General features: G+C 70.7%; 22 protein-coding genes. 14 read left to right on the forward strand and 8 right to left on the reverse strand.

The features are described 5' to 3' along the window. Window positions 1–39 precede the first annotated feature (39 nt). Entirely contained in the window at window positions 40–474 is a 435-nt protein-coding gene (locus ACIPJY_RS01645; RefSeq protein ID WP_400460279.1) for an RDD family protein, read from the forward strand. A 180-nt stretch (window positions 475–654) separates the two neighbouring features. Here the strand turns inward: ACIPJY_RS01645 and ACIPJY_RS01650 are convergent, their stop codons facing one another. Beyond that, window positions 655–1,368 (reverse strand): DUF4191 family protein, encoded by a 714-nt coding sequence (locus ACIPJY_RS01650; RefSeq protein WP_400460277.1) that lies wholly within the window; start codon window positions 1,366–1,368, stop codon window positions 655–657. A 127-nt stretch (window positions 1,369–1,495) separates the two neighbouring features. On the opposite strand from ACIPJY_RS01650, the gene ACIPJY_RS01655 reads away from it, so the two are divergent. Then, a complete protein-coding gene (locus ACIPJY_RS01655; RefSeq protein WP_400460275.1) occupies window positions 1,496–2,374 on the forward strand; it encodes a hypothetical protein in 879 nt (292 codons plus the stop codon). Window positions 2,375–2,553: 179 nt separating this feature from the next. Here ACIPJY_RS01655 and sucB read toward each other — a convergent pair whose 3' ends face one another. The 3 genes from sucB to ACIPJY_RS01670 all read right to left on the reverse strand — a co-directional run bounded on the left by sucB (window position 2,554) and on the right by ACIPJY_RS01670 (window position 7,168). Further along, on the reverse strand, window positions 2,554–4,062 hold the full coding sequence (gene sucB, locus ACIPJY_RS01660; RefSeq protein ID WP_400460273.1) for a 2-oxoglutarate dehydrogenase, E2 component, dihydrolipoamide succinyltransferase: 1,509 nt from the start codon (window positions 4,060–4,062) through the stop codon (window positions 2,554–2,556). A gap of 64 nt (window positions 4,063–4,126) precedes the next feature. Next, entirely contained in the window at window positions 4,127–5,500 is a 1,374-nt protein-coding gene (gene lpdA, locus ACIPJY_RS01665; RefSeq protein WP_400460271.1) for a dihydrolipoyl dehydrogenase, read from the reverse strand. 162 nt (window positions 5,501–5,662) lie between these two features. Continuing rightward, a complete protein-coding gene (locus ACIPJY_RS01670; protein ID WP_400460269.1) occupies window positions 5,663–7,168 on the reverse strand; it encodes a leucyl aminopeptidase in 1,506 nt (501 codons plus the stop codon). A gap of 75 nt (window positions 7,169–7,243) precedes the next feature. Here ACIPJY_RS01670 and ACIPJY_RS01675 point away from each other — a divergent pair, with 75 nt between their 5' ends. The 5 genes from ACIPJY_RS01675 to ACIPJY_RS01695 all read left to right on the forward strand — a co-directional run bounded on the left by ACIPJY_RS01675 (window position 7,244) and on the right by ACIPJY_RS01695 (window position 13,164). Beyond that, window positions 7,244–8,176, forward strand: a complete 933-nt coding sequence (locus ACIPJY_RS01675; protein ID WP_400460267.1) for a proteasome assembly chaperone family protein — start codon at window positions 7,244–7,246, stop codon at window positions 8,174–8,176. 146 nt (window positions 8,177–8,322) lie between these two features. Beyond that, on the forward strand, window positions 8,323–9,648 hold the full coding sequence (locus tag ACIPJY_RS01680; protein WP_400460265.1) for a nitrate/nitrite transporter: 1,326 nt from the start codon (window positions 8,323–8,325) through the stop codon (window positions 9,646–9,648). 196 nt (window positions 9,649–9,844) lie between these two features. Beyond that, the gene (locus ACIPJY_RS01685) at window positions 9,845–11,125 is read left to right on the forward strand and encodes an RNA polymerase sigma factor (protein ID WP_400460263.1); all 1,281 of its coding nucleotides are present in this window, start codon (window positions 9,845–9,847) and stop codon (window positions 11,123–11,125) included. A gap of 9 nt (window positions 11,126–11,134) precedes the next feature. Then, on the forward strand, window positions 11,135–12,394 hold the full coding sequence (locus ACIPJY_RS01690; protein ID WP_400468124.1) for a MurT ligase domain-containing protein: 1,260 nt from the start codon (window positions 11,135–11,137) through the stop codon (window positions 12,392–12,394). Continuing rightward, entirely contained in the window at window positions 12,391–13,164 is a 774-nt protein-coding gene (locus ACIPJY_RS01695) for a type 1 glutamine amidotransferase (protein ID WP_400460259.1), read from the forward strand. The genes ACIPJY_RS01690 and ACIPJY_RS01695 overlap by 4 nt, the downstream gene beginning before the upstream one ends. A gap of 78 nt (window positions 13,165–13,242) precedes the next feature. On the opposite strand, the gene ACIPJY_RS01700 is transcribed toward ACIPJY_RS01695, so the two are convergent. Beyond that, a complete protein-coding gene (locus ACIPJY_RS01700) occupies window positions 13,243–13,467 on the reverse strand; it encodes a hypothetical protein (protein ID WP_400460258.1) in 225 nt (74 codons plus the stop codon). 194 nt (window positions 13,468–13,661) lie between these two features. Here ACIPJY_RS01700 and ACIPJY_RS01705 point away from each other — a divergent pair, with 194 nt between their 5' ends. Beyond that, window positions 13,662–15,788, forward strand: coding sequence for a type IIA DNA topoisomerase subunit B (locus tag ACIPJY_RS01705; RefSeq protein WP_400460257.1), 2,127 nt, complete (start codon window positions 13,662–13,664; stop codon window positions 15,786–15,788). Between the two features lie 202 nt (window positions 15,789–15,990). Here ACIPJY_RS01705 and ACIPJY_RS01710 read toward each other — a convergent pair whose 3' ends face one another. Next, window positions 15,991–18,477: a DNA topoisomerase (ATP-hydrolyzing) subunit A gene (locus ACIPJY_RS01710; RefSeq protein WP_400460255.1), complete on the reverse strand. Its 2,487-nt coding sequence runs from the start codon at window positions 18,475–18,477 to the stop codon at window positions 15,991–15,993. A gap of 59 nt (window positions 18,478–18,536) precedes the next feature. Between ACIPJY_RS01710 and ACIPJY_RS01715 the strand changes: the two genes are divergently transcribed. Then, a complete protein-coding gene (locus tag ACIPJY_RS01715; RefSeq protein WP_400460253.1) occupies window positions 18,537–19,688 on the forward strand; it encodes an alkaline phosphatase family protein in 1,152 nt (383 codons plus the stop codon). 56 nt (window positions 19,689–19,744) lie between these two features. Here ACIPJY_RS01715 and sepH read toward each other — a convergent pair whose 3' ends face one another. Then, window positions 19,745–20,758 carry a septation protein SepH gene (sepH, locus tag ACIPJY_RS01720; protein ID WP_400460251.1) on the reverse strand — a complete coding sequence of 338 codons (1,014 nt, stop codon included), beginning with the start codon at window positions 20,756–20,758 and terminating at the stop codon, window positions 19,745–19,747. 274 nt (window positions 20,759–21,032) lie between these two features. Here sepH and ACIPJY_RS01725 point away from each other — a divergent pair, with 274 nt between their 5' ends. Beyond that, complete coding sequence (locus ACIPJY_RS01725; protein ID WP_031263038.1) at window positions 21,033–21,332, forward strand: DUF4193 domain-containing protein; 300 nt, start codon at window positions 21,033–21,035, stop codon at window positions 21,330–21,332. Between the two features lie 138 nt (window positions 21,333–21,470). On the opposite strand, the gene ACIPJY_RS01730 is transcribed toward ACIPJY_RS01725, so the two are convergent. Then, window positions 21,471–21,902, reverse strand: coding sequence for a DUF3093 domain-containing protein (locus tag ACIPJY_RS01730; protein ID WP_400460248.1), 432 nt, complete (start codon window positions 21,900–21,902; stop codon window positions 21,471–21,473). Between the two features lie 65 nt (window positions 21,903–21,967). Here ACIPJY_RS01730 and dut point away from each other — a divergent pair, with 65 nt between their 5' ends. From dut to acnA, 4 genes are all read left to right on the forward strand, one after another. After that, the gene (gene dut, locus ACIPJY_RS01735; protein ID WP_400460246.1) at window positions 21,968–22,432 is read left to right on the forward strand and encodes a dUTP diphosphatase; all 465 of its coding nucleotides are present in this window, start codon (window positions 21,968–21,970) and stop codon (window positions 22,430–22,432) included. After that, window positions 22,429–23,151, forward strand: a complete 723-nt coding sequence (locus ACIPJY_RS01740) for a DUF3710 domain-containing protein (protein ID WP_400460244.1) — start codon at window positions 22,429–22,431, stop codon at window positions 23,149–23,151. The genes dut and ACIPJY_RS01740 overlap by 4 nt, the downstream gene beginning before the upstream one ends. Window positions 23,152–23,161: 10 nt before the next feature. Further along, window positions 23,162–23,908 carry a DUF3159 domain-containing protein gene (locus ACIPJY_RS01745; RefSeq protein ID WP_400460242.1) on the forward strand — a complete coding sequence of 249 codons (747 nt, stop codon included), beginning with the start codon at window positions 23,162–23,164 and terminating at the stop codon, window positions 23,906–23,908. 128 nt (window positions 23,909–24,036) lie between these two features. Beyond that, entirely contained in the window at window positions 24,037–26,853 is a 2,817-nt protein-coding gene (gene acnA, locus ACIPJY_RS01750; protein WP_400460240.1) for an aconitate hydratase AcnA, read from the forward strand. The last annotated feature ends 77 nt before the right edge of the window (window positions 26,854–26,930 follow it).

Raw genomic sequence — 26,930 nt, forward strand, 5'->3', positions numbered from 1 at the left:
GAGCGTGTTACGTGGTGTTCGTTCGCCTACCCTGGAGGCATGGCCCGCTCCAACCCGTCCTCGTCCGCTGCAGCTCCCGGTGCGGGGGACTGGCCGGGCAAGGTCCTCGGTCTGCCGGAGTCCGGCCCGCGGTCGATGAGCGGCTTCGGGCGGCGGCTCGGTGGCCTGGCGATCGACTGGGCACTCGCTTCCGTGATCTCGCTGGTGATCGGCACGTACGGCGCAGCGGGCAACTTCGTCACCCTCGGGATCTTCGCGGTGCTGCAGGTGGTGTTCATCGCCCTGCTGTCCGGGTCGTTCGGGCACGTGTGCGTGGGCTTGCGCGTGGTGCCGGTCCGCGGGGGCTACGTGGGAGTGTGGCGCCCGGCGCTCCGGACGGTGCTGCTCTGCGTCGTGATCCCGGTGCTGATCCACGCGAAGGACGGCCGGCCGCTGCACGACGCCGCCGCCGGCACGGTGCTCGTCCGCCGCTGAGCGCGCGTGCGCCGCAGCGCGCGTGCCTGCAGTGTGCGGCGTTCCGGACACCGTGCGAGGTGTCGGGGCCCGCACGCTGTACGGGGCCTCGCACACTGGGGACCCCGAACGCACGCCGGGGACCTCCGAACGCACGAACGCCCCCGACCTGAGCGGTCGAGGGCGTTCGGGAGGCGTCGGTCAGCGCGGTCGACCGGCACGCACACGCGTGGGGTCGATGCCCTTCGGGATCGCCGACGCGGGGTTCTGCGTCAGGGAGTCCAGGCGGTTCGCGACGGCCAGGACCTCGTTGCGGTTGAGCGACTTCTTGAACTTGTTCATCGCACGGGGGAGCTTGTGCAGCGTCACCGCGTCCGAGCCGTCACCCACGTGCACGACGTGCACGGGGACGTTCGGGACGATGCGCTGGACCTTGCGGCGCTCTTCGTCGACCTGCCGCGTGAGGTTGCCGAGCTGCCCCTCCGTGATGAGCACGACGCCCGGGGTGCCGACCGCGCGGTAGACAGCGGCCTGCGAACGACCGTGGACCGCGACCGGCATCTCGCTCGAACGCCACTGCCGACGGAGCGAGTTCGACAGCACGGCGCCGACGGCACCGGGCTGGCCTTCGATCTGCGAGTACGCGGCGCGCTCCGCGAGGCGACCGAGCACGATCAGGAACAGCAGCACACCGAGCAGCACGCCCGCGACGATCCAGAGGACGACCGCGAGCCAGTTCTGCCCCGGCAGCAGGAGTGCGAGCAGCACACCGAGCACGACCGGCACGACGAACGCGGCGGCGAACCACCAGATCGACGTCGGGTCGGCCCGACGGGTCATCTGGAACACCTGGAACATCTGCTTGAGACGCCCGGGCTCCTTCGCCTTCGTGTCGGTCGTAGTGCTGCGTGCCATGGACCCAGGATACGGCCTGACGGCCTCGCCGTGGACCGTCGATGATCCGGCTGTGGGCGAACGGAGTTCTCCACAGGTCTGGTCGACCGGCCTGGAGGCCCGCCCCACCTCCGTCAGGCTCGTCACCATGGACACGATCACCTTCCAGGGCTGCTGGACCGGGCCCGACACGGGCCCCTTCGCCGCGTGGGTCGCCGACCGCTCCGCGGCGGACCCGGTGCACTGCATCCGCATCGACGCGGTCGGGCGCGACCCGTCCGGCCGGCTCGCGGTCCGCACCGAAGCGCTGCGCGGCGCACGGCTGCCGGACGCGCTGGACCGGATCGGCAGTCCCACGCTCGGGGTCGCCGTCACGCTCACGGTGCCGCTGCTGCTCCTCGCGGCGGACGCCCGGTCCGGAGCGCTCCTGCTCGGCGACGCCCGAGCCGACGACGTCCTGGTCGACGACGCCGGCGTGACGGTGCTGGTGGACCACCCGCCCGGTGCCGACCCGCCCGGTGCCGACCCGCCCGGTGCCGATCCGTCCGGTGCCCACCCGCCCGATCTTGTGCCGAGGCACCCACACGACCATGCCCGGGTGCCCGAAGCGCTCCCGGTCCGGAGGTCGGAGGCGCCGGGTGCCACCGCGCTGGTGCTCGCCGTCCGTGCCGTCTGGGAACGCGTCGACCCACGAGAGCCCTGCCGCGCGATGGTGGACGCCGCGATCGCCACCACGGTGGACGGGGGAGTCGACGACGTCCTCCGGCTGCTCGGGACCGTCCGGGCAACCGCTCCGCCGCGTCCCGTTCGGTGGGACCCGCCGCGGGACGACTTCCTGTTCGAGGCTCCCGACGGAACGGCGACGGCGGATGCGGGCGTGGTCGGGTGGATCCGGCGGGTCGTCGAGCGCGGTGTGACACTGCCGAACGGCCGGTCCGTCCCGACGCGCAGGGTCGTCGTCGGGGTCGTGGTCCTCGCCGGTGTCGTGGCGGCAGGCATCCTGGGCGTCGACGGTGCACGCCGCTGACCCCCGACGGAACGGCGACGGTGCCGCCGTGCCGCCCTGCCGCCGTGCTGCGTCGAACGTCGCGGTGGTCCCGCGTCCGGGAACGCCGACGGCCCCGGCTCCCACCAGGGGAACCGGGGCCGTCGAGCCGATCGAGCGATCAGCCGGTCCGGACGGACAGGCCGGTCAGCACCAGCGGATCAGTACCCGAGGTTCGGGCCGAAGTTGCCCTCTTCCAGACGGTTCTTCACCGCGACCAGGTACCGGGACGCGTCCGCGCCGTCGATGATCCGGTGGTCGTAGGACAGCGCCAGATACACGAACGAACGGATCGCGATGGCCTCTTGTCCGTCGACCTTCACGACCGCCGGCCGCTTCGTCACGATGCCCGTACCGAGGATCGCCGACTGCGGCAGGAACACGACGGGCGTGTCGAACAGCGCGCCACGCGAACCGGTGTTGGTCAGCGTGAACGTGCCACCCGCGAGCTCGTCGGGCTTGAGCTGGTTGTTGCGGGTGCGCTCGGCGAGGTCCGCGATCGACTTCGAGAACTGCGCGAGGTCGAGCGACGCGGCGTCCTTGATGACCGGGGTGAGCAGACCACGCTCGGTGTCGACGGCGATCGAGACGTTCTCGGTCTCCGGGTAGACGATCTCCTCGCCCTCGACGGTGGAGTTGATCTTCGGGTGGGCCTTGAGCGCCTCGGACGCCGCCAGGGCGAAGAACGGCATGAAGGAGAGCTTCGAGCCGGTCTTCTCGAGGAACTCGGCCTTGTGCGCATCGCGGAACTGCGCGACCTTCGTGACGTCCACCTCGACGACGCTGGTGAGCTGCGCGGTCGACGTCATCGACTGCACGGCACGCTCGGCGACGACCTTGCGGAGGCGGGTCATCTTCTCGCGGGTGCCACGGAGCGGCGACACCTCGGCGACGAACGGGCCGGACGCAGCCGGGGCGCTCTGGGCCGAGCCACCGGCGGCCGGAGCGGCCGTGACGGCGGCGAGCACGTCCTCCTTGCGGATGCGCCCACCGACACCGGTGCCGGTGACGGTCGACAGGTCGACGCCCTGCTCGTTCGCGAGCTTGCGGACGAGCGGGGTGACGTAGCCGGAGGCGGCACCGGTCTGGGTCGGGTTCGGGACCTCGGCCGACGCGGCGGGCGCGCTGGAGACCGCTGCGGCCGGAGCCGGGACGGCTGCCGGCGGCGCCGGGGCGGCGGCGGGCGGCGGGACCGGAGCGGCGGCGGGCACGGGTGCCGCTGCAGGCGGTGCCGCCGGAGCCGCAGGTGCTGCAGGCTGCGTCTGGCCGGCCGGGGCGGGCTCGGGCTCGGTCGGCTCCGGAGCGGGGGTCTCGGACTCCTGCTCCGTGCTCGGGGCGGCCTCTGGCTCGGACTGCTCGGCGGCGGCCTCGTTCGAGTCACCCGAGTCCGACGCGGCAGCGTCGTCCGAGGAGTCCGACGAACCGGAGCCGTTGCCGTCGCCGATCTTCACCAGGGCAGTGCCGACCTCGACGGTCTCGTCCTCCTGGACGAGGATCTCCTCGACGACGCCGGCGATCGGCGACGGGATCTCGGTGTCGACCTTGTCGGTCGAGACCTCGAGCAGCGGCTCGTCGACCTCGACCCGGTCACCGACGTTCTTCAGCCATCGGGTCACCGTGCCCTCGGTGACGCTCTCGCCGAGCGCCGGGAGGTTGACGGATTCGCTCATCGGGTGGACTCCTCTTCGCAGGGGTTGTGCTTGGTTGATGATGTCGTTGTCACGGTACGGCCGCTCACAGCGCGTGGAGCGGCTTGCCCGCGAGGTGGAGGAAGGCTTCGCCGAGCGCCTCGTTCTGCGTCGGGTGCGCGTGGACCAGGGGCGCGACGTCCTCGGGGTGCGCCTCCCAGTTCACGGCGAGCTGCGCTTCACCGATGAGCTCGCCGACACGAGCGCCGATCATGCTGACGCCGACGACCGGGCCGTCGACGACGCGGACGACCTTGATCGAGCCGGACGTGCCGATGATGTGGCTCTTGCCGTTCCCGGCGAGGTTGTACTCGTACGAGTCGACCTTGTCGGCGCCGTACTCGGCTTCGGCCTTGGCCTGCGAGAGGCCGACCGATGCGACCTCGGGGTCGGAGTACGTGATCTTCGGGATGTTCTTGTCCTCGATGATCACCGGGTTCAGACCGGCGATCTCCTCGGCGACGAAGATGCCCTGCTGGAAGCCGCGGTGCGCGAGCTGCAGGCCGGGGACGATGTCGCCGACGGCGTAGACGTTCGGGATGTTCGTCGCGAGGCGCTCGTTCGTGGTGACGAAACCGCGGTCCATCGCGACGCCGACCTCCTCGAAGCCGACGTTCTGCGTGACCGGGCCACGACCGACCGCGACCAGGAGGATGTCGCCATCGAAGGTCTTGCCGTCCTCGAGGGTGACGACGACGCCGTTCTCGTGCTGCTCGACGCCCTGGAAGCGGACACCGAGCGAGAACTCGATGCCGCGCTTGCGGAAGGCCCGCTCGAGCTGCTTCGACATCGACTCGTCCTCGGCGGGGACCAGATGGGGGAGCGCCTCGACGATGGTGACCTCGGCGCCGAAGGACTTCCAGACGCTGGCGAACTCGACGCCGATCACGCCGCCGCCCAGGATGACGACCTTGTTCGGGACGTAGTCCATGCGGAGCGCGGTCTCCGAGGTGATCACGCGACCGCCGATCTCGAGGCCCGGCAGGGACTTCGAGTAGGAGCCGGTCGCGAGCACGACGTTCTTGCCGACGATGTTCTGGTCGCCGACCTGCACGGTGTTCTGCGAGGTGAGCCGGCCCCAGCCCTCGACGACGGTGATGCCGCGGGCCTTGATGAGCCCCTGGAGGCCCTTGTACTTGGAGGTGATGACGCCCTGCTGGTACTCGATGACCTTCGGGACGTCGACACCGGCGAACTCGGCGATGACGCCGTACTTCTCGGCGTCGCGGGTGCCGTCGGCGATCTCGGCCGCGTGGAGCAGGGCCTTCGTCGGGATGCAGCCGCGGTGCAGGCAGGTCCCTCCGAGCTTGTCGCCCTCGATGAGCGCGACGCTCATCCCGAGCTCGGCCGCCCGCAGCGCTGCGGCGTACCCGCCGCTACCGCCACCGAGGACCACGACGTCGTAAGTCTGTTCCGTCACCTGGTGCAACTCCCTCGTGCATGTCGGGGCCGGTCGGACCCCATTGGACACCCGTGTGCTGGACACGCGGCGTGCCTGACGGTCGGACCGCATGGTTCCGGCCCCGTCCCGTTGGTTCCGGCGGGTGGCTCTGGGACGGCCGCCGCGCCGGAACCAAACCTACTACTTGGACTGGAGCTCTTCTGCGAGCGAGATGAGTGTCCGGACCATGACGCCGGTGGCGCCCTTGCCGAGCCACCCGTACCCGCCGCCCTTGTTCTCGGACGGGCCCGCGATGTCGAGGTGCGCCCACGGGATGCCCTCGCCGACGAAGCGCTGCAGGAACTTGCCCGCCAGGAGCATGCCGCCGGCCGGGTTGCCGACCGTGGCGTTCACCATGTCGGCGACCTCGCTGGCGAGTCGGGCGTCGAGCTCCTCGGGGAGGGGCATCGGCCAGATCGGCTCGGCGACGGACTCGGCGACCGCGCGGAGCTGGGCCACGAGGTCGTCGGTGCCCATCAGGCCGGTGGTGCGGTCGCCCAGCGCGACGACCTGGGCGCCGGTGAGCGTCGCGATGTCGACGACCGCGTCCGGCTGCTCGAGCGAGGCGGCGACGAGGCCGTCGCCGAGGACGAGGCGGCCCTCGGCGTCGGTGTTCGTGACCTCGACGGTCTTGCCGTTCTTGAGCGTGAGGACGTCGCCGGGGCGCGTGGCCGAACCGGACGGCATGTTCTCGGCGAGGCAGAGCCACGCGGTGACCTTGACGTCGAGGCCGAGCCGGGCGGCGGCGACGGTGGCGGCCAGCACGGTGGCGGCACCGGTCATGTCCGTCTTCATGCCGAGCATCGAACCGGCGGGCTTCAGCGAGAGGCCGCCGGAGTCGAAGGTGATGCCCTTCCCGACGAGGGCGAGGTGCTTCGACGCGGACTCCGGTGCGTACCGGACGACGACGAGCCGCGGCGGGCGGACCGATCCGACGCCGACGCCGAGGATGCCGCCGAAGCCCTGTTCCTCGAGGGCGGTCTCGTCGAGGACCTCGACGGTCAGGGGGAGCCCCTCGGTGAAGCCGGTGGCGACCGCGGCGACGTCGGACGGACCGAGGTCGCCGGCGGCGGTGTTCACCAGGTCACGGACGAGCGCGGTGGCGTCGGCGACGGCGGCCGGGCGGAGCGTCACGTCGGACCCGGACACCGCGTCCGCCGGGGCGAGGACGGTGATGGTCTGCGCGCCACGGCCCGGAGCGGTGGTGCCGGCGCCCTTGTGCCGGGTGAAGGCGTACGCACCGAGTGCGGCGCCCTCGAGTGCGGCGTCGACGAGCTCGGCGGAGTCGGTCGGCAGCGCGAGGACGATCGACGCGGCCTGGGGGAGCTGCCGGATGGCGCTGCCGGCGGCGGAGCGGACCGCGGCGACATCGGACGAGGACGACGAAGCCGTCGCGGACCCGAGCCCGATCAGCGCGATGCTCGACGCCGACACGTCGGTCGCGGGCAGCCGGACGAGCTGGTCCTTCGCACCGGTCACGCCGATCGCGGCGAGGTCGAGGCCCTCGACCGCGGCGACGGCACCGGTCGCGCCGGCGACGACGGTCGCGGGGGCGTCACCGGAGCCGGGCCGGACACCGAGCACGAGCGCGTCGGCGGAGATCGAGGAGGGGGATGAACTGTCGGTGGAGAGCGTCGGTCGGACCATGCTCCAACCCTATCCACGCGGTGTTCGCTGTCGGCGTGGGCTGCGCGGCAGGTGTGGGACAACCGCCCGCCTAGCATGGTGACGGTGAACCACCCCGAGGAGCTCTACACGTTCGACGCGTCCGCCCCGACGGTGCCGGCGGGCCTGCACCTGGTCGCCGGGCTGACCGGGTTCGCGGACGCCGGGTCGGCGGTGGCGCAGGTCACGACCTCGGTCCTCGAGCGGCTCGAGACCCGGCTCGTCGCCGAGTTCGACCCCGACGTCCTGCTGGACTGGCGCGCCCGCCGTCCGGTGATCACGTTCGAGCACGACCACATCACGGACATCGAGCCGCCCCGGCTCGCGCTGCACCTCGTGCGGGACGAGATCGGCCAGCCGTTCCTCTTCCTCTCCGGGTACGAGCCGGACTTCCAGTGGAACCGCTTCGTCCGCGCCGTCACCGACCTGGCCGCGCAGCTGCAGGTGGTGGACACCACCTGGGTGCAGTCCATCCCGATGCCCGTCCCGCACACCCGGCCGATCAGCCTCACCGTCTCCGGCACCCGCGCGGACCTCGTCGAGTCGATGAGCGTCTGGAAGCCCGAGACCCAGGCGCCCGCGAACGTCCTGCACCTGGTCGAGCACCGGCTGAGCCAGCTCGACCAGCAGGTCACGGGCCTCGTGCTCCTGGTGCCGCACTACCTCTCCGACACCGAGTACCCGGACGCTGCCGTCGCGGCGCTGTCCGGCATCTCCGCGTCGACCGGCCTCATCTTCCCGACGGACGCCCTCCGCGAGGAAGGACGCGAGTTCATCGCCAGGGTCGACGAGCAGGTCGCCGGCAACGGGGAGCTGCAGCGGCTGGTCTCCGCGCTCGAGGAACGGCACGACACCTACATGGAGGGCAACCCGATCGCCTCGCCGCTCACGGGTGTGGACGGCCAGGTGCCGAGCGCCGACGCCATCGCCGACGAGCTCGAGCGGTTCTTGGCGGACCGCCGCTCCGACGGCGACGCCGGCGAGGACTGAGACCGCACCGTCCACGGTCAGCGACGCACGTCGCGATCGTGCGCACGGCCTCCAGTCCGGTCTGGAGGCTGTGCACAGGTCCCCGACGCGCGTCGCGTCCTCCACAGCCCGTCCTGGCGGCGGAGCCGCGCCGATAGCCTTGTCGGGTGAACTCCCGCCGTGCCTTCGTCGTCTGGGGCGTCGCGGTCCTCGCGTACGTCCTCGCGGTCGTGCAGCGGTCCTCGCTCGGGGTCTCCGGCGTCGACGCGCAAGACCGCTTCGCGGTCTCCGCCGCCGTCCTCTCCACCCTCGCCGTCGTGCAGATCGCGGTCTACGCCGGCCTGCAGATCCCCGTCGGCATCGCGCTCGACCGGATCGGGCCCCGTCGGCTCGTGCTCCTCGGCGCACTGCTGCTGACCCTCGGGCAGGCCGTCGTCGCGGTGTCGCCCACCATCGGTCCGGCCGTCGTCGGACGTGTCCTGGTCGGTGCCGGCGACGCGATGACCTTCATCTCGGTGATCCGCCTGCTGCCGATGTGGTTCAGCGGGCGCATCCTGCCGCAGATCTCGCAGTGGACGGGCAACCTCGGCCAGATCGGGCAGATCGCCTCGGCGTTCCCGTTCGCCCTGCTGCTGCACACCGCCGGCTGGTCCGTCGCCTACGCGGTCGCCGCCGCGGCCAGCGCCGTCGGGCTCGTCCTGGCGTTCGCGTTCGTGCGGAACGGCCCGGTGCCGGTGCGCACGGACACCATCCCGCTGCCGCTCCCGCACACCTGGTCGGGGGCGTTCCACACCTTCGGGAACGCGCTCCGCCGACCGGGCACCCAGCTCGGGTTCTGGTCCCACTACGTGACGCAGTCCTCCGGCACGGTGTTCAGCCTGCTGTGGGGTGTGCCGATGCTCCGCGGCCTCGGCTACTCCGCGACCGAAGCGGCGGGATTCCTCACGGTGATCGTCGTCGTCGGGTTCGTCGCCGGGCCGCTCCTCGGTGTCCTCTGCGCCCGGTTCCCGCTCCGGCGCTCGAACCTGGTGCTCGGCGTCGTCGTGCTGCTCGGCGTGGTGTGGACCGCGATCCTGCTCTGGCCGGGGCACCCGCCGACGTGGCTCCTGGTGCTGCTCGTCGTCGCGATGGGCATCGGCGGCCCCGGCTCGCTGATCGGGTTCGACTTCGCCCGGTCGTTCAACCCGATGGGGTCCCTCGGGTCCGCGAACGGCGTGGTCAACGTCGGCGGGTTCCTGGCGGCCTTCGTGATGATGTTCTGCATCGGGGCGCTGCTGGACGCCGTCGCTCGGGCGACCGGCGACACCGTCTTCGCGTGGTCGAACTTCCGGATCGCGCTCACCGTGCAGTACGTCGTCGTCGGGTTCGGCGTGGCGATGCTCCTGCACGCGCGGCGCCGCACCCGCGCGCTCATGCAGGTGCAGGACGGAATACGGGTGGCCCCGCTCTGGGTTGCACTCGTTGCACGCCTACGGAAGCAGAGCGTGCAATAATGAAAGCCGGACCCGTTCGGGTTCCCCGTGTTCAGGTGCTCTTCAAGTGCGCCGGATTCAGTGGGGGACTTGACATGGGTCCTAGTGCTGCCCGGACAACGAGGACCAGCGACGCGGGGGAGACTGCGGCGCGGGCCCTGGGCAGCGAGGGAAGGCCACGACCCCAGGAACGTGGCACGAAAAGAGAGGTGATCGCATGGCTGCCCGGAGCACGACGATCGATCCCACGAAGGACAACGCCGACCAGGTGACGGAAACCGACGCCACCGAGACCGACGGCACGGCCGCGCCGAAGAAGCGCGCCACCAAGGCCCCCGCCAAGAAGGCGGCCCCGAAGAAGGCGGCAGCGAAGAAGCCGGCGACCAAGAAGGCCGCGGCGGACGACGACGCCGACGACGAGACCGTCGAGCCCGTCGACGTCGACGCGACGGACGACACCGACGACGACGCCGAGGAGAAGCCGGCGACGGCTGCTGCCGAGGCAGCGAACGCGGTCGCCGCGGGCGCGCTCGTCATCTCCCAGTCCGACGACGACGAGGCCCCGGTCTACTCGACCACCATCACGGGTGCGACGGCCGACCCCGTCAAGGACTACCTGAAGCAGATCGGCAAGGTCGCGCTGCTCAACGCCGAGCAGGAAGTCGAGCTCGCGATGCGCATCGAGGCCGGCCTGTTCGCCGAGGACAAGCTGCAGCACTCGACCGGCCTGTCGAAGCCCGAGGAGCGCGAGCTCCGCTGGGTCGCGCGTGACGGCCAGCGCGCGAAGTCGCACCTGCTCGGCGCGAACCTCCGCCTGGTCGTGTCGCTCGCCAAGCGCTACACCGGCCGCGGCATGCAGTTCCTCGACCTCATCCAAGAGGGCAACCTGGGCCTGATCCGTGCGGTCGAGAAGTTCGACTACACCAAGGGCTTCAAGTTCTCGACCTACGCGACGTGGTGGATCCGCCAGGCGATCACCCGCGCCATGGCCGACCAGGCCCGCACCATCCGCATCCCGGTGCACATGGTCGAGGTCATCAACAAGCTCGCGCGTGTCCAGCGGCAGATGCTGCAGGACCTCGGTCGCGAACCCACTCCGGAAGAGCTCGCCCGCGAACTCGACATGACCCCGGAGAAGGTCGTCGAGGTGCAGAAGTACGGCCGCGAGCCGATCTCGCTGCACACCCCGCTCGGTGAAGACGGCGACTCCGAGTTCGGTGACCTCATCGAGGACACCGAGGCGGTCGTCCCCGCCGACGCGGTCGGCTTCACGATGCTCCAGAAGCAGCTCGAGAGCCTGCTCGACTCCCTGTCCGAGCGCGAGGCGGGCGTCATCCGCATGCGCTTCGGCCTCGGTGACGGCCAGCCGAAGACGCTCGACCAGATCGGTGACACGTTCGGCGTGACGCGTGAGCGCATCCGCCAGATCGAGTCCAAGACGATGGCGAAGCTCCGCCACCCGTCGCGGTCGCAGTCGCTGCGCGACTACCTCGAGTAGGCCGTGACGGTGCGCTTCTTCATCCCGATCCTCATCGGGCGGATCCTCCGCGCCCTCGCTCGTGCGCGGGGCGGGGGGTCCGCCTACCCGGGCTACATCGTCCTGAAGCTCGTGCCGGACTTCCTCCAGCACGTGACGAAGCAGTTCCCGAACGGCGTCGTCTTCGTGCTCGGGTCGAACGGCAAGTCCACGACGACGCACATGATCTCCGAGATCGTCCGTGCGCACGGGCTCCGCGTGTTCACGAACCCCTCCGGCGCCAACCTGCCGCAGGGCATCGCGTCGGCGCTGCTGTCCGAGGTGTCCCTCGGCGGCAAGCTCAAGGCGGACATCGGCATCCTCGAGGTCGACGAGGCCTTCGCGGTCGAGCTCGCGGGCATCCTGACCCCCTCCACGGTCACGATGCTCAACGTCCAGGTCGACCAGCTCTACCGGTTCTTCGAGACCGAGCGCGTGGCGGACATGATGCTCGACACCGCTGCGCTGTCCACGGCGAACGTGATCACGAACCACGACGACCAGTTCCTCGACGCCTACGTCGGGGTCGACGGACAGCGCGTGCTCCGCTTCGGTGCCAGCGCCGAGATCGTGGCCGCGGCACCGAACGGCCTGCAGAACGCCGACGACTTCGGTCGTGCAGCCGGGGCGGAGACCGCTGCGGACGCGGTGGTCATCGAGAACCGCGGCGACGCGGCGACGATCGCGTTCGACGGCGCCGACATCCCCGTCCGCCTGCCCGCGCGCGGCCTGCACTACGCCGTCGACGCGGCCGCCGCCACCGCGACGGCCAGCGCCGCACTCGGCACGCAGTTCCGGACGGACGCGGTCACCGCGGCGTTCGCGAAGATGAAGCCGGCGTACGGCCGCGGTGAGCGTCTGCCCATCGCCGGTGAGTCGGCCGAGTTCACGATGTTCAAGAACGCCGCGAGCCTCCAGCTCAACCTCGACGCACTGCCGGACCACCCCGAGCAGGTGCTCATGGCGATCGACGAGGGCACGCCGGACATCTCCTGGATCTACGACATCGACTTCTCGAAGCTCGACCACGTCGACGTCGTCTCCGGTGACAAGGCGTGGCAGATCGCGATCGCCCTCGAGCACGCCGGTGTGCGCATCGGCCGTGTCGAGCCCGACGTCGAGGCCGCGATCGCGCTCATGCAGGGCCTCGGCAGGACCACGAGCGGGACGAAGAACTTCATCGTCAACTACGAGATCATGATGATCGCCCGGAAGGCCCTCGGCCACCCGGACCTGGAGAAGACCGCATGACGGCCGAACGCCTGACAATCCTGCACGTCTACCCCCGGCAGATGGGTGTCTCGGGGGACCGCGGCAACGTGGTGGCCCTCACCCGTCGTGCGGACGCCGCGGACATCCCGACCGAGGTACTCGAGTACGCCCCCGGTGACGACCTGCCCACGTCGGCCGACGTCGTCGTGGTGGGCAACGGCCCGCTCAGCGCGATGCGGTCCCTCGGCGACGACGTGGCCCGCATCGGCGCCCCCCTGCGCTCGTTCGCGGCCGACGGTGTCCCGATCGTGGCCGTCGGCGGTGGGTTCGACCTCGCGTCCACGGAGATCGTGCCGACCGACGGTGCGCCGCTCGCCGGGTTCGGTGTCTTCGACGCCCGAGCCGTGCGCGGTGCCGAGCGCCGGGTGAACTACTTCGTCCTCGAGACCCGGTACCCGCTGCTCCCCGGCGCGTCCAAGCGGCTCGCGGGCTTCGAGGACCACGCCACGAAGATCGAGCTCGGCGCCGGGGTGACCCCGTTCGCGGACGTCGTCTCCGGCGGTGGCAACCAGGCCGGTGCCGCCGTCGAAGGCGCCATCAACGGGACCTCGTTCGGCACGCACACACAGGGGCCGCTGCTGCCGCTGAACCCCGCGCTGACCGACGCCGTCCTCGCGGCCGCGGCGGAGCGTCTCGGCCGTGCGTACGCGCCGGACCCCGAGCGCACCGCGGACATCGACCGCTACGCGCGCGAAGCCCGGGCGACCGTCGACCGCTACGTGGACAAGGCGTTCAAGCGCATCGCCTGACGCCCCGCAGGCACCAGGGAGAAACAGCAGCGGCCCGGATCCGATCGGATCCGGGCCGCTGCTGTGTCGTCGTCGGCGTTACTTCGACTCGTAGAGTCGGCTGCTCTCGTCGTGCCACTCGATGGCGGTGGCGGCGAGCTTGTCCTTGAACTCGGCGCCGTGGTGGGCGCAGAAGAACAGTTCACCGCTCGCCATGGTGGCTCGGATGTACGCCTGCGCGCCACAGCTGTCACAACGGTCGGCCGCGGTGAGCTCGTGGCTGCCGAGTTCGTCGATGGAGAGGTCCTGCACGGTCTGGGTCATTGCTGTGCTCCTCACGGATGGCAGGTGGTGCGGGTCGGTCCATTCGCACGGGGTGCGCTTGGGTCCACCCATTTCAACACGTGCTGCCTGAATACGTCGCATTGTCGGACCCCCATTTCGCTGAGCGCGGATCGGTCGTCCCCAGAGCGAGTGTCAGCACGGAGACCGTCGGTGGTGCTCGGTATCCTCGGGAGGTGAGCTCCGACTACTCCGCACGCCATCTCTCCGTCCTCGAAGGACTCGAGGCCGTTCGGAAGCGTCCGGGCATGTACATCGGCTCGACGGACTCCCGCGGCCTGATGCACTGCCTCTGGGAGATCATCGACAACTCCGTCGACGAAGCCCTCGCCGGGCACGGCGACGAGATCGGTGTGCGGCTCTTCCCGGACGGCTCCGTCCAGGTCACCGACACCGCACGCGGCATCCCGGTCGACGTCGAGCCGAAGACCGGGCTCACCGGGGTCGAGGTCGTGTTCACGAAGCTGCACGCCGGCGGCAAGTTCGGCTCGGGGTCGTACGCGGCGTCCGGTGGCCTGCACGGCGTCGGCGCCTCGGTCGTGAACGCGCTGTCCGAGCGCCTCGACGTCGAGGTCGACCGCGGCGGCAAGACCTACGCGATGTCCTTCCACCGCGGGGAGCCCGGCACGTTCGACGACACGAAGGGGATCGGACCGGACGCCCCGTTCAGCCCGTTCACCTCGGGCAGCGAGCTCCGCGTCGTCGGCAAGGTGAAGAAGGGCGTCACCGGCTCGCGGATCCGCTACTGGGCGGACCGGCAGATCTTCACGAAGGACGCCGCCTTCAGCATGTCCGACCTGGTGAACCGCGCGCGGCAGACCGCGTTCCTGGTCCCCGGGCTCGGGCTCACCATCACCGACGAGCGCCCGGCCGCGATCGAGGCAGCCGCAGCCCGGGCCGAGGCGACGGGCACCGCGGTCGACGCCGGTCCGGTCATCGAGCGCTTCCGCTACGAGGGCGGCATCGGCGAGTTCGTCGAGCACCTCGCCCCGGACACCGCGCTCACCGACGTCTGGCGCATCCAGGGCACCGGCACCTTCACCGAGACCGTGCCGATGCTCGACGACAAGGGGCACATGGTCTCCACCGACGTCGAGCGCTCGTGCGAGGTCGACCTGGCGCTCCGCTGGGGCGGCGGCTACGAGACGGTGTTCCGCAGCTTCGTGAACATCATCGCCACGCCGAAGGGCGGCACGCACCAGACCGGCTTCGAGAGCGGTGTGATGAAGGCCGTCCGCACCCAGGTCGAGGCCAACGCCCGCAAGCTCAAGGTCGGCCAGGACAAGCTCGACAAGGACGACGTCCTCGCCGGCATGACGGCCGTGCTGACCGTCCGGCTGCCCGAGCCGCAGTTCGAGGGCCAGACGAAAGAGGTCCTCGGGACGCCGGCGGTCCGGAAGATCGTCGACCAGGTGGTGTCGAAGCGCCTGACCGAGATCCTCACGTCGACGCAGCGCACCGAGAAGGCACAGGCCGCGGCCCTGCTCGAGAAGGTCGTCTCCGAGATGAAGTCCCGCATCTCGGCCCGCGCCCACAAGGAGACCCAGCGCCGGAAGAACGCGCTCGAGAACTCCTCGCTGCCGACGAAGCTCGCGGACTGCCGGTCGAACGACGTCGAGGGCACCGAGCTCTTCATCGTCGAGGGCGACTCGGCCCTCGGTACCGCCAAGCTCGCGCGCAACAGCGAGTACCAGGCGCTGCTGCCGATCCGCGGCAAGATCCTGAACGTGCAGAAGGCCTCGGTCTCGGACATGCTCAGCAACGCCGAGTGCGCGTCGATCATCCAGGTCATCGGCGCCGGCTCCGGCCGGACGTTCGAGCTCGACCAGGCCCGCTACGGCAAGGTCATCATCATGTCGGACGCTGACGTCGACGGCGCGCACATCCGCACGCTGCTCCTGACGCTGTTCTTCCGCTACATGCGGCCGATGATCGAACAGGGCCGGGTCTTCGCGGCCGTCCCGCCGCTGCACCGGGTGGTCGTGGTGAACCGCGGCAAGCCGAACGACACGCTCTACACGTACTCCGAGCAGGAACTGCAGTCGGTACTGAAGAAGCTCGAGAAGTCCGGCAAGAAGTACCAGGAGCCGATCCAGCGGTACAAGGGCCTCGGCGAGATGGACGCCGACCAGCTGGCGGAGACCACGATGGACCGCACGCACCGCACCCTGCGCCGGGTCAACGTCAACGACGCAGAGGGCGCCGCAAAGGTCTTCGAGCTCCTGATGGGCAACGACGTCGCCCCGCGCAAGGAATTCATCCTGGCCGGCGAGGGCCTGGACCGCGACCGCATCGACGTCTGACGCTCCCGCACCGCTCAGCGCGCGAGACGCCTCCGGCTGTGCGAGACGCCGCCGAATCCGGCGGCGTCTCGAGCACCAAGAGGCGCCTCGGCGGAAACCAGGCGCCTCGGCGGAAACCAGGCGCCTCGGCGGAAACCAGGCGCCTCGGCGGAAACCAGGCGCCTCGGCGGAAACCAGGCGCCTCGGCGGACCCGGGCCGCCCCTACGCCTCGCCGCGGGTGCCGTCGAGCGCCGCGGCGCTGCCGCCGATGGAGCCGATGACCGCCTCGAGGGGGCTGCCGGAACCGTCGCGCTTCGAGAGCCAGTCGGGCAGGGTCCGAGCGGCGCCGTCGGTCCCGACCGCGTGCGGCGGCGCGATGCCCGCCCACGCCACCGTGAGTCCGTCCTCGCCCTTGAGGAACGCGTGCGCCCGGACACCCTGGGTGGCACGGCCCTTCGCCGGGAACTCCGACAACGAGGACACCTTCGCGCGCCCGGTGTCCGTCCCCGGCAGCGCCGACGACGACGCGGACACGGTGGCGACGACGGCGTCCTCGGAGGGGGCGACCGCGCCGAACCAGATCACCGACGCGCCCGATGCGAGCGCCACACCGGCGACCCCGCCCGCCGGCAGTCCCTGCGCGCGGACGCCGGACGCCGGGAACCGCAGCAGCTGCGCGTTCGAGGTGATGAACACGAGGTCGTCCGTCTCCGGCGACTGCGTCGCACCGACGACGGCGTCGCCCGGCTTCAGGCCGATCGCGACGAACTCCGGCTTGTCCGGCCAGGCCCCGGGGACGACGCGCTTCACGACGCCCTGTGCGGTGCCGATCGCCACGGAGAGCGTCGACGCCGCACCGAGGTCGACGATCGCGACGACGGACTCGGTGCGGGGGATGCCGATGTAGTCGTTGATCCGCACCCCGGCGTCCAACCGCACCGCGGCGGGCGGCACGGCGGGCACGTCGACGGGGGAGAACCGCACGATGCGCCCGGTCGACGTCAGCGCGCCGACCTGGCCACGGACGGTGCTCACGACGCTGCCCAGGACCGCGTCGTGCTTGGAGCGCTTCGGCACCCGGACGACGTCGAGCTCCGAGGACGGGATGTCCACGCGGATGATGCGGCCGGTGGTGGAGAGCAGCACGCGGCACGGTGCGTCCGCGACCTGCAGGGACTCGGGGTCGACGACGGCCTTCTTGCCGCCGCGGACCGGGGCGTCCGCCTCGGTAAGCAGGGTGCGGCGCGGGGTCGCGAAGCGGTCGGAGACCTCGGTCAGCTCGAGCGCGACCTGGGCACGGAGCCGTTCGTCGGACGCCAGCAGCTCTTCGAGCGCGGCGATGTCGGCGAGGAGCTGGTCGCGCTCACCCTCGAGCTCGAGGCGGGAGAACTTCGTCAGGCGACGGAGCCGGAGTTCGAGGATGTACTCGGCCTGCACCTCGGACAGGTCGAAGACGTCCTGCAGGCGGGAACGGGCGGCCTCGGAGTCGTCCGAGGAGCGGATGACCTCGATGACCTCGTCGATGTCCAGGATCGCGACGAGCAGGCCCTCGACCAGGTGCAACCGCTCACGCCGACGTGCCAGCCGGTACTCGGAGCGGCGCGTCACGACCGCGAGCCGGTGCTGCACGTAGACGTCGAGCAGCTCGCGGAGCCCGAGGGTCTTCGGCGATCCACCGACGAGCGCGACGTTGTTGATCCCGAAGCCCTCTTCGAGCGGCGTGTGCTTGTACAGCTGCTCGAGGACGGCCGTGGCGTTGAAGCCGGACTTGATGCCGATCACGAGCCGCAGCCCGTGGTTCCGGTCGGTGAGGTCGTTGACGTCCGAGATGCCGACGAGCTTCTTGGACTGAACGCCGTCCTTGATCTTCTCGATGACCCGCTCGGGGCCGACGAGGTACGGGAGCTCGGTGACGACGAGACCGGTCTTCCTGGGGGTCAGGTTCTCGACGGAGACCTTCGCGCGGGTGCGGAAGGTGCCCCGGCCGGTGGCGTACGCGTCGCGCACACCGGAGAGCCCGACGATCGTGCCGCCGGAGGGCAGGTCCGGCCCGGGCACGTACTCCATCAGTTCTTCGAGGGTGGCCCGCGGGTTCATCAGCAGGTGCTTGGCCGCCTCGACCACCTCGCCGAGGTTGTGCGGCGCCATGTTGGTCGCCATGCCGACCGCGATGCCCGACGCGCCGTTGACGAGCAGGTTCGGGAACGCCGCCGGCAGCACGCCGGGCTGCATGATCTGGTTGTCGTAGTTCGGGACGAAGTCGACGACGTCCTCGCCGAGGCCCTCCGTCATCGCCATCGACGGCTCGGCCAGGCGGGCCTCGGTGTAGCGGGCGGCAGCGGGGCCGTCGTCGAGGGACCCGAAGTTGCCGTGTCCGTCGACCAGCGGCACCCGCATCGTGAACGGCTGCGCCATGCGCACGAGGGCGTCGTAGATCGCGCCGTCGCCGTGCGGGTGCAGCTTGCCCATCACCTCACCGGTGACGCGCGCGCTCTTGACGTGCCCGCGGTCCGGCCGGAGGCCCATCTCGGACATCTGGTACAGGATGCGGCGCTGCACCGGCTTGAGGCCGTCCCGCGCGTCCGGGAGCGCGCGCGAGTAGATGACGGAGTACGCGTACTCGAGGAAGGAGCCCTGCATCTCCTCGGAGACGTCGACGTCCTCGATGCGCTCACCGTCGGGCAGGCCGACTGCGTCCGTGCGTGCCATGGCACCTTCCTGCAGGCCCAGAGCGATCCGGCCCAGCGTGATCTGGGAGACTTCTGGGGATGGCAACCAGCGTACCGATCACCTCCGACGACACCGCGAACCTCGCCGACGTGCTCCCGAGTTGCCTCGTGGCGCTCGGCGCTGCGGACGACGCGTGGTTGCGTGCACACGGCCTGGAGGCTCGGATCACCCTCCGTCCCGCACGTTCCGTGGTCGTCGTGCTGGTCGACGGCCTCGGCGCGGGTTCCCTCGCCGCGCGTGCCGGGCACGCGCGGTTCCTGGCGGCCTCCCGGAAGCGCCTGCGGAGCGGGTTCCCGACCACGACGGCGGCCGCGCTCTCGACCCTGACGACCGGCCGCTCGCCCGGGACGCACGGCGTGGTCGGGTACAGCGGCTGGAACCCGGACACCGGCAGGGTGATGAACCTGCTCGGCGGCTGGGACGACGAGGTCCCGGCCGGGTGGCTCCTCGCCCCGACGCTGTTCACCGAGGCCGCCGCGCTCGGGGTGGACCCCGTCGTGGTGGGGCCGGCACGCTACCGCACGTCGGGCATGACGGCGAACGTCCTCGGCGGGGCCCGGTACGTCTCCGCCGACGCGATCGCCGACCGGGTGGACGCCGCCCTGGCGGAGACCGCCGCCGGTCGGTCGCTGGTGTACCTCTACGTCCCGGAACTCGACTCGATCGGGCACAAGTCCGGATGGCAGTCGGACCGGTGGACGGGCGCGCTCGAGGCCCTCGACGGGGAGCTGGCCCGGCTCGACGCCCGCGTGGCGTCCGACGTCGGCGTGCTGGTCACGGCCGACCACGGGATGCTCGACGTCCCGCCCGAGGCGAACATCCCGATCGACCCGGAGCTGCTGCGCGACGTGGTCGGGGTCGCCGGGGACCCGCGCTGCCGTCAGCTCGCGGTCGCCCCCGGGACCGACGTCCCCGCCCTGGTCGAGGCGTGGCGCACGCGGTACGGCAAGCGGGCGTACGTCGCCAGTCGTGACGAGGCGGTCGCTGCCGGGTGGTTCGGTGCGGTGTCCGACGCGGTCCTGCCGAGGATCGGCGACGTGGTCGTGGTGGCACGGGGCTCGTGGGCCTTCAACGACGACCGGGAGCTCGACCCCCGCAAGGACCCGAAGCGGATGGTCGGCCAGCACGGCGCCCTGACCGACGAGGAGCTGGGCGTGCCCCTGCGGCTCGCCGGCGCCTTCGCGAACTGAACCACCCCGGTCACGCGAGGTGCGTGACCGGGGTGGGTGGGGCCTCCAGGCCGGTCCTAGGCCATGTCGTCATCGGGACGCGTCCCGAAGACGATCTCGTCCCAGCTCGGCATGGACCGGCGGTTGCGCTTCTTGCGCTCCTGGCGCGCCTCCGGTTCCGGAGCCGACGCCGGACGGCCGTCCGGCTGCGGAGCGGTGTCGTTCGTGTCGTCGAAGCCCTGCAGCGGGATGTCGACCACGCTGACGGACCCGCGCGGCTCGTCGCGCTGGTCGGCGATGGACACCGACTCGCGTTCGCCGCGGCGGCGGCGGAGGGCTTCGAGCAGGTCGGCGGTCTCGTTGCCGGGCGCGCGCTCCTCGATCTGCGCCGAGCCGATGCGGGGGAGCGGCGGGCGGAGCGGGGCGCGGTCGGTGACCTCGGGGTTGGTGACGTCCTCGTCGGGCTCGTCGACCCGGAAGGCGCCGGAGTCGAAGCGGGTGCCGTCGGTGTCCTCGGGGTCGAGCTCGACGGCGCGGAGGCGGGGTGCGAGTCCCTCGTCCTCGGTGTGCGACAGCCGGTGCGCGTCGCCGTTGTCCGGCGTCAGCGTCGAGGTCTTCGGGTCGAAGTGCCACTGGGCGTCGTGCTCGACCTCGGCGGCGGTGTAGCGGACCTGCACCATCCAGCCGTTCTCGACGTGCTTCCAGCTCGACCAGGTGACCGCGGTGGCGTCGCCGGCCTCGAGGCGGGCGGTGATCGCCTCGCCGAAGCTGTCCGGCGTGGTGTCGTCGACCGGGGTGACCGCGACGCGGTGTGCGGCGTCGAGGATGAAGGCGCGCTCAGCGAGCACGGGGCCCTCGAAGCGGCGGACGTACTCGACGTCGACGTCCAGTGCGGCTGCGACGTCGGTGGCGTCGGCTCCGCCCCGGATGCGGGCCTGCACGTCCTTCGGGGACACGCGCTTCTGCGGCGTGCCGTCGGGGTTCGCCTGCCGGACCTGCCCCGGCAGTGCCGAGGTGACGGGCAACCGGAACTCGCTGCCGCCGTCGGTCGCGAGCAGGAGTGCCCCGGATTCCACTCCGATGACTCTCACGTCTTGCATGGTTCCGCCTTCCGAGCGTGACGTACGGTCGTGCGTCGTACCCGGGAAGTATGCAGCGGGACGGAGCGGAATCCGGGGAGGCGCACGGGCGTGCCGCGTGCTCGTCGCGTGTCGGTTCCGGGATCTCGGGAATGGACCGACGCGGTCGCGGGTTGCAGCGCCAGACGAGCCACCCGACGTTCAGTTTGCATCAGGGCGGCGCGTGTTGGATACTGTCGCCGCCGATCTCCGGCGACGACCCTCTCGATACGAGAAATGGATGGGCATGGCCACCGATTACGACGCCCCCCGGAAGACCGACGACAACTCCGACTCGGAGTCGATCGAGGCCCTCAAGGAGCGCGTGCCCGACAAGATGTCGGGGGTCGTCGATGATGATTCCGACAACCCGGGCAGCTTCGAGCTGGCCGGACAGGACCTCAGCGACGTCGACCTGGACGTCGTCGTGCTCCCCCCGCAGGTCGACGAGTTCACCTGTGTCGAGTGCTTCCTCGTGAAGCACCGCTCACAGCTCGACCACGAGTCGAAGCTCGGCCCGGTCTGCGCGGAGTGCGCGGCGCTCTAGGGCACGCATGTGAGGACGGCCCGCATCCCCTCGGGGATGCGGGCCGTTCGTTCGTGATGCGGGTTCTGTCGGGCGCTGTCAGGGCTGTCGGCCCTGTCGGCCCTGTCGGCCCTGTCGGCCCTGTCGGGCCTGCCGGGCTCAGGACCGCAGGGCGGCGGCGACCTTCTCCGGGTCGCGCACGCTGACCAGCCAGTACGGGGTGGGGTCGTCGTCGTCGCGGACCTCGACGCGGACGACGCCCTTGACGTAGCCGCGGAACAGCGTCCACGCCCGGGCGTCGAGCTTCGGCCCGCGCTGGGTCGTCGCCTCGGCGCCGGTGTAGCCGTCGACGGCGCCGACGAGCGTCCGGGGGAGGTGCGCCCGGCCCGCGCGGAACTCGGTGTCCGTCACCTCGATCACGGGCGCCAGCACCCACAGGAGCACCAGGACGGCGACCTCCATGCAGGCGGCGACGACGATCCCCGTCGCGATGTTGATCGGGAGGAACACGAGCAGGCTCGCGGGGATGACGAGCGCCGTCGCCAGGTACAGGCTCGGCGGCGCCCAGAGGCGTTCGCGGTACAGGGTCACGACACCATTCGACCACGAACCGGGGCAGGTCACGGAACGGTCACGGTCTGCACTACCCTCGACACGTGACCGAACCAGTCGACGTGCTCTGGACCGGGGAGAACGCTCCCGGCTACGCCCACCCCGGTGATGCCGGTGCCGACCTCGTCTCGGCCGAGGCCGTCGTCCTCGCTCCCGGTGAGCGTCGGCTCGTCGGCACGGGGCTGTCGATCGCGCTCCCGGACGGGCACGCCGCGTTCGTCGTGCCGCGCAGCGGGCTCGCCGCCAAGCACGGCATCACGATCGTGAACGCCCCCGGCACGGTCGACGCCGGCTACCGCGGCGAGATCAAGGTCGCGCTGCTGAACACGGACCAGAACGAGCCCTACGCGGTGCAGGTCGGTGACCGGATCGCGCAGATGATCGTGATGCCCGTGGCCCAGGCCGTCTTCACCCGTGTCGACGAGCTGCCGGACAGCGTCCGCGGCCAGGGCGGCTTCGGGTCGTCGGGCTACGGTGTCACGAACGAGCAGGAAGGGACGCAGCGATGAGGATCGGGCGACGCAAGCGTGACGAGGTCGAGGTGGCCGAGGAGGTCGCCGGCGACGTCGAGGTGGCGGAGACGACCCCCGAGGTCGAGCTCGCCGACGAGGCCGACGCCGGTCTCGACGAGGTCGTGGCCGTCGCTCCGACGGACAAGTCCGCTCCGGAGGACCGTGAGGACAACGGGCCGCTCGACGAGACCGAGGCGAACCCGGTCCGCCCGTACGTGGACCTCGGCGGCGTGAAGATCCTGCCGCGCGAGGGCCTGCACCTGCGGCTCGAGGTCGAGGAGGGCTCGCAGCGCGTCGTCGCCGTCGGGCTCGACTACGACGAGTCCACGCTCCAGGTCCAGCCGTTCGCCGCTCCCCGTTCCACGGGGCTCTGGCACGAGATCCGCGCGCAGATCGCCGAGCAGATCGAGCGTCAGGGCGGTGCCGTGACCGAGGTCGACGGCCCGTTCGGCCCGGAGCTCCGCGCCACCGTCCCCGTCGTGGTCGACGGTGAGGGCGGCGCCGGCGGTGCTCGTCCGGCGCGCTTCATCGGCGTCGACGGCCCGCGCTGGTTCCTCCGTGGTGTCATCGCCGGCAAGGCCGCAGAGGACCCGGAGTCGGCCGAGGAGATCGAGGAGCTGTTCCGCAGCGTCGTGGTCGTCCGCGGTGGCACGCCGATGCCGCCGCGCGACCTGATCCCGCTGCACATGCCGAAGTCGACGCAGTCGGCGATCTGAGACCGGCGCCGTGCCCGAGGAAGACGACGACCGGTTCGCGGACGAGCGGGAGCAGCCGCTCTCGCTGAACGCGCAGCTCCGCGACGCCGTCCGGAACGCCGGCATCGGCCAGGTCGCCCCCGGTGAGGCACCGTCCGGCAGGGCCCTCGTGACCGCCGTCGGCGGCGCCAGGGGGCTCGCCGAGTCGGTCCTGCCCGGGTTCGCGTTCCTGATCGTCTACGCGATCACGAAGGAACTCGTGCCGAGCGTCGTGATCCCCGTGGTCGTCGGACTCGTGTTCGTCGTGCTCCGGCTGCTGCAGCGCCAGTCGATCGCGATGTCGTTCGCCGGCATCCTCGGCGTCGCGATCTCTGCCGGGCTCGCACTCATCACGGGCAAGGCCGAGAGCAACTTCATCCCGGGCATCCTGATCAACCTGGTCTGCCTGGTCGGGCTCCTCGTGACCCTGGCGATCCGACGGCCGCTCATCGGCCTGGTCGTGGGGCTGCTCGCGCAGGGCGAGGACGGCGGCCCGATGGACTGGCGTGCCGACCCCGCCAAGCGACGGGTGCTCACGGTCGCCACGTGGATGTGGGTCGGGCTGTTCGCACTCCGTCTGGTCATCGAGATCCCGCTCTACCTGGCGGCGCAGGTCGAACTGCTCGCCGGCATCAAGCTCATCACCGGCGTCCCGCTGTACGCGGCGCTGCTCTGGGTGACGTGGCTCCTGGTGCGGACGGTCTTCCGGCGCGACGAGGACGACGCCCGCGCGGTGTAGAGTTATCTCGACATCAAGACATCTCCCGCCGGGCGCACCACAGCCGGCGGGTTTAGGTTTGCCTTGCTGGTGGGACGGTCCGCGGCCCGCGAGGATGAGGGCAAACCGATCAGTAGGGAGGCGGCACGGTGGCTGCAGTCAATAGCTTCGGCTCGAAGGACACACTGTCGGTTGGGGGTGTCGACTACGCGATCCACCGGATCGACTCGGTCCCCGGCCACGAGAAGCTCCCGTACAGCCTGAAGGTGCTGCTCGAGAACCTCCTCCGCACCGAGGATGGCAAGAACGTCACGGCGGACCAGATCCGCTCGCTCGGCTCCTGGCGTCCCGACGCCGACCCGGACACCGAGATCCAGTTCTCCCCGGCCCGCGTGGTCATGCAGGACTTCACCGGTGTCCCGTGCATCGTCGACCTCGCCACCATGCGCGAGGCAATGGCCGAGATCGGCGGGGACCCGAACAAGATCAACCCGCTGTCGCCGGCCGAGATGGTCATCGACCACTCTGTCATCGCCGACCTGTTCGGCAGCACGGACGCGCTCCAGCGCAACACCGACCTCGAGTACGAGCGGAACGGGGAGCGCTACCAGTTCCTCCGCTGGGGCCAGACCGCGTTCGAGGACTTCAAGGTCGTCCCGCCGGGGACCGGCATCGTCCACCAGGTCAACATCGAGTACCTGGCGAAGGTCACCTACACGCGTGACTTCGACGGCGAGACCTACGCCTACCCGGACACGCTCGTCGGCACCGATTCGCACACCACGATGGTGAACGGCCTCGGCGTGCTCGGCTGGGGCGTCGGCGGCATCGAGGCCGAGGCGGCGATGCTCGGTCAGCCGGTGTCGATGCTCATCCCGAAGGTCGTCGGCTTCAAGCTCTCCGGGGAGATCCCGGCCGGCGTGACGGCGACCGACGTGGTGCTCACCATCACGCAGGAGCTCCGCAAGCACGGCGTCGTCGGCAAGTTCGTCGAGTTCTACGGCGAAGGCGTCAGCGCCGTCCCGCTCGCGAACCGCGCCACGATCGGCAACATGTCGCCGGAGTTCGGCTCCACCGCGGCGATCTTCCCGGTCGACGACGTCACGCTCGACTACCTGCGACTGACCGGTCGCGACGAGGCCCAGATCGCCCTGGTCGAGGCCTACTCCAAGGCCCAGGGCCTCTGGCACGACGCCTCCGTCGAGCCGAACTACTCCGAGTACATGGAGCTCGACCTCTCCACGGTCGTCCCGTCGATCTCCGGGCCGAAGCGTCCCCAGGACCGCATCGAGCTGTCGAAGGCGAAGGACCAGTTCGAGGTCGACCTGAACAACTACACCTCGCCGTCCGCGCAGACCGACCTGGACGACGCCGTCGAGGAGACCTTCCCGGCGTCCGACCCGATCGCCGCCGGCTCCACGAACGAGGACACCAAGACGCACGACCACGTGTACGTCTCGAGCGCCCCGTCGACGGCCTCGCAGCCGACGAAGGTCCTCATGGACGGGGCCGACCCGTTCACGATCGACCACGGCGCCGTCGCGATCGCCGCGATCACCTCGTGCACGAACACGTCGAACCCGTCGGTCATGATGGCCGCCGGCATCCTCGCCAGGAACGCCGCGAACAAGGGCCTGACCGCGAAGCCGTGGGTCAAGACCACGCTCGCACCGGGGTCGAAGGTCGTCACGGACTACTACGAGAAGGCCGGTCTCACGACCTACCTCGAGCAGCTCGGCTTCTACACGGTCGGGTACGGCTGCACCACCTGCATCGGCAACTCGGGCCCGCTGCCCGAGGAGATCTCGCAGGCCGTGCAGGACAACGACCTCGCCGTCACCGCGGTGCTCTCCGGCAACCGCAACTTCGAGGGGCGCATCAACCCCGACGTGAAGATGAACTACCTGGCCTCGCCGCCGCTGGTCATCGCGTACGCCCTCGCCGGGTCGATGCACTTCGACTTCGACAAGGACGCCCTCGGTCAGGACGCGGACGGCAACGACGTCTTCCTGGCGGACATCTGGCCGGACGCAGCAGAGGTCCAGCAGGTCATCGACGAGTCCATCGACACGGAGATGTTCACCCACGAGTACGGCTCCGTGTTCGAGGGCGACGACCGCTGGAAGAACCTGCCGACCCCGACGGGCGACACCTTCGAGTGGGACACCGAGTCGACGTACGTCCGGAAGCCCCCGTACTTCGAGGGGATGACGATGACGCCGGACGCCGTGTCCGACATCTCCGGCGCCCGAGTCCTGGCGAAGCTCGGCGACTCGGTCACGACCGACCACATCTCGCCGGCCGGCTCGATCAAGGCCGACAGCCCGGCGGGCAAGTACCTCGCCGAGCACGGCGTCGACCGCAAGGACTTCAACTCCTACGGCTCGCGTCGCGGGAACCACGAGGTCATGATCCGCGGCACGTTCGCGAACATCCGCCTGCGCAACCAGCTCCTCGACGGCGTGGAGGGCGGCTACACCCGTGACTTCACGACGCCCGACGGCGAGCAGTCGTTCATCTACGACGCCTCGCAGCACTACCAGGAGCAGGGCATCCCGCTGGTCGTCTTCGGTGGCAAGGAGTACGGCTCCGGCTCGTCGCGCGACTGGGCGGCCAAGGGCACGAACCTGCTCGGCGTGAAGGCCGTCATCACCGAGAGCTTCGAGCGCATCCACCGCTCGAACCTGATCGGCATGGGTGTCGTCCCGCTGCAGTTCCCGGTGGGCGAGTCGATCGAGTCCCTCGGGCTCGACGGCACCGAGGTCGTCTCGATCTCGGGTCTCACCGAGCTCAACGAGGGGCGGACGCCGAAGACGGTCCACGTCACCGCCACGCCGAGCGAGCACTCGCCCGCCGGCAAGGCGACGGTGGAGTTCGACGCGGTCGTCCGCATCGACACCCCCGGTGAGGCCGACTACTACCGCAACGGCGGCATCCTGCAGTACGTGCTCCGCTCGCTCGTCTGATCGGCGACCACCGGTCGCTGACGCGACCGCACGACGGACTGGAGGCCCGGTGCACGACCCGCACCGAGCCTCCAGTC

The sequence above is a fragment of the Curtobacterium sp. NPDC090223 genome, from assembly GCF_044746585.1.
In the GTDB taxonomy this organism is placed as follows: Bacteria; Actinomycetota; Actinomycetes; order Actinomycetales; family Microbacteriaceae; genus Curtobacterium.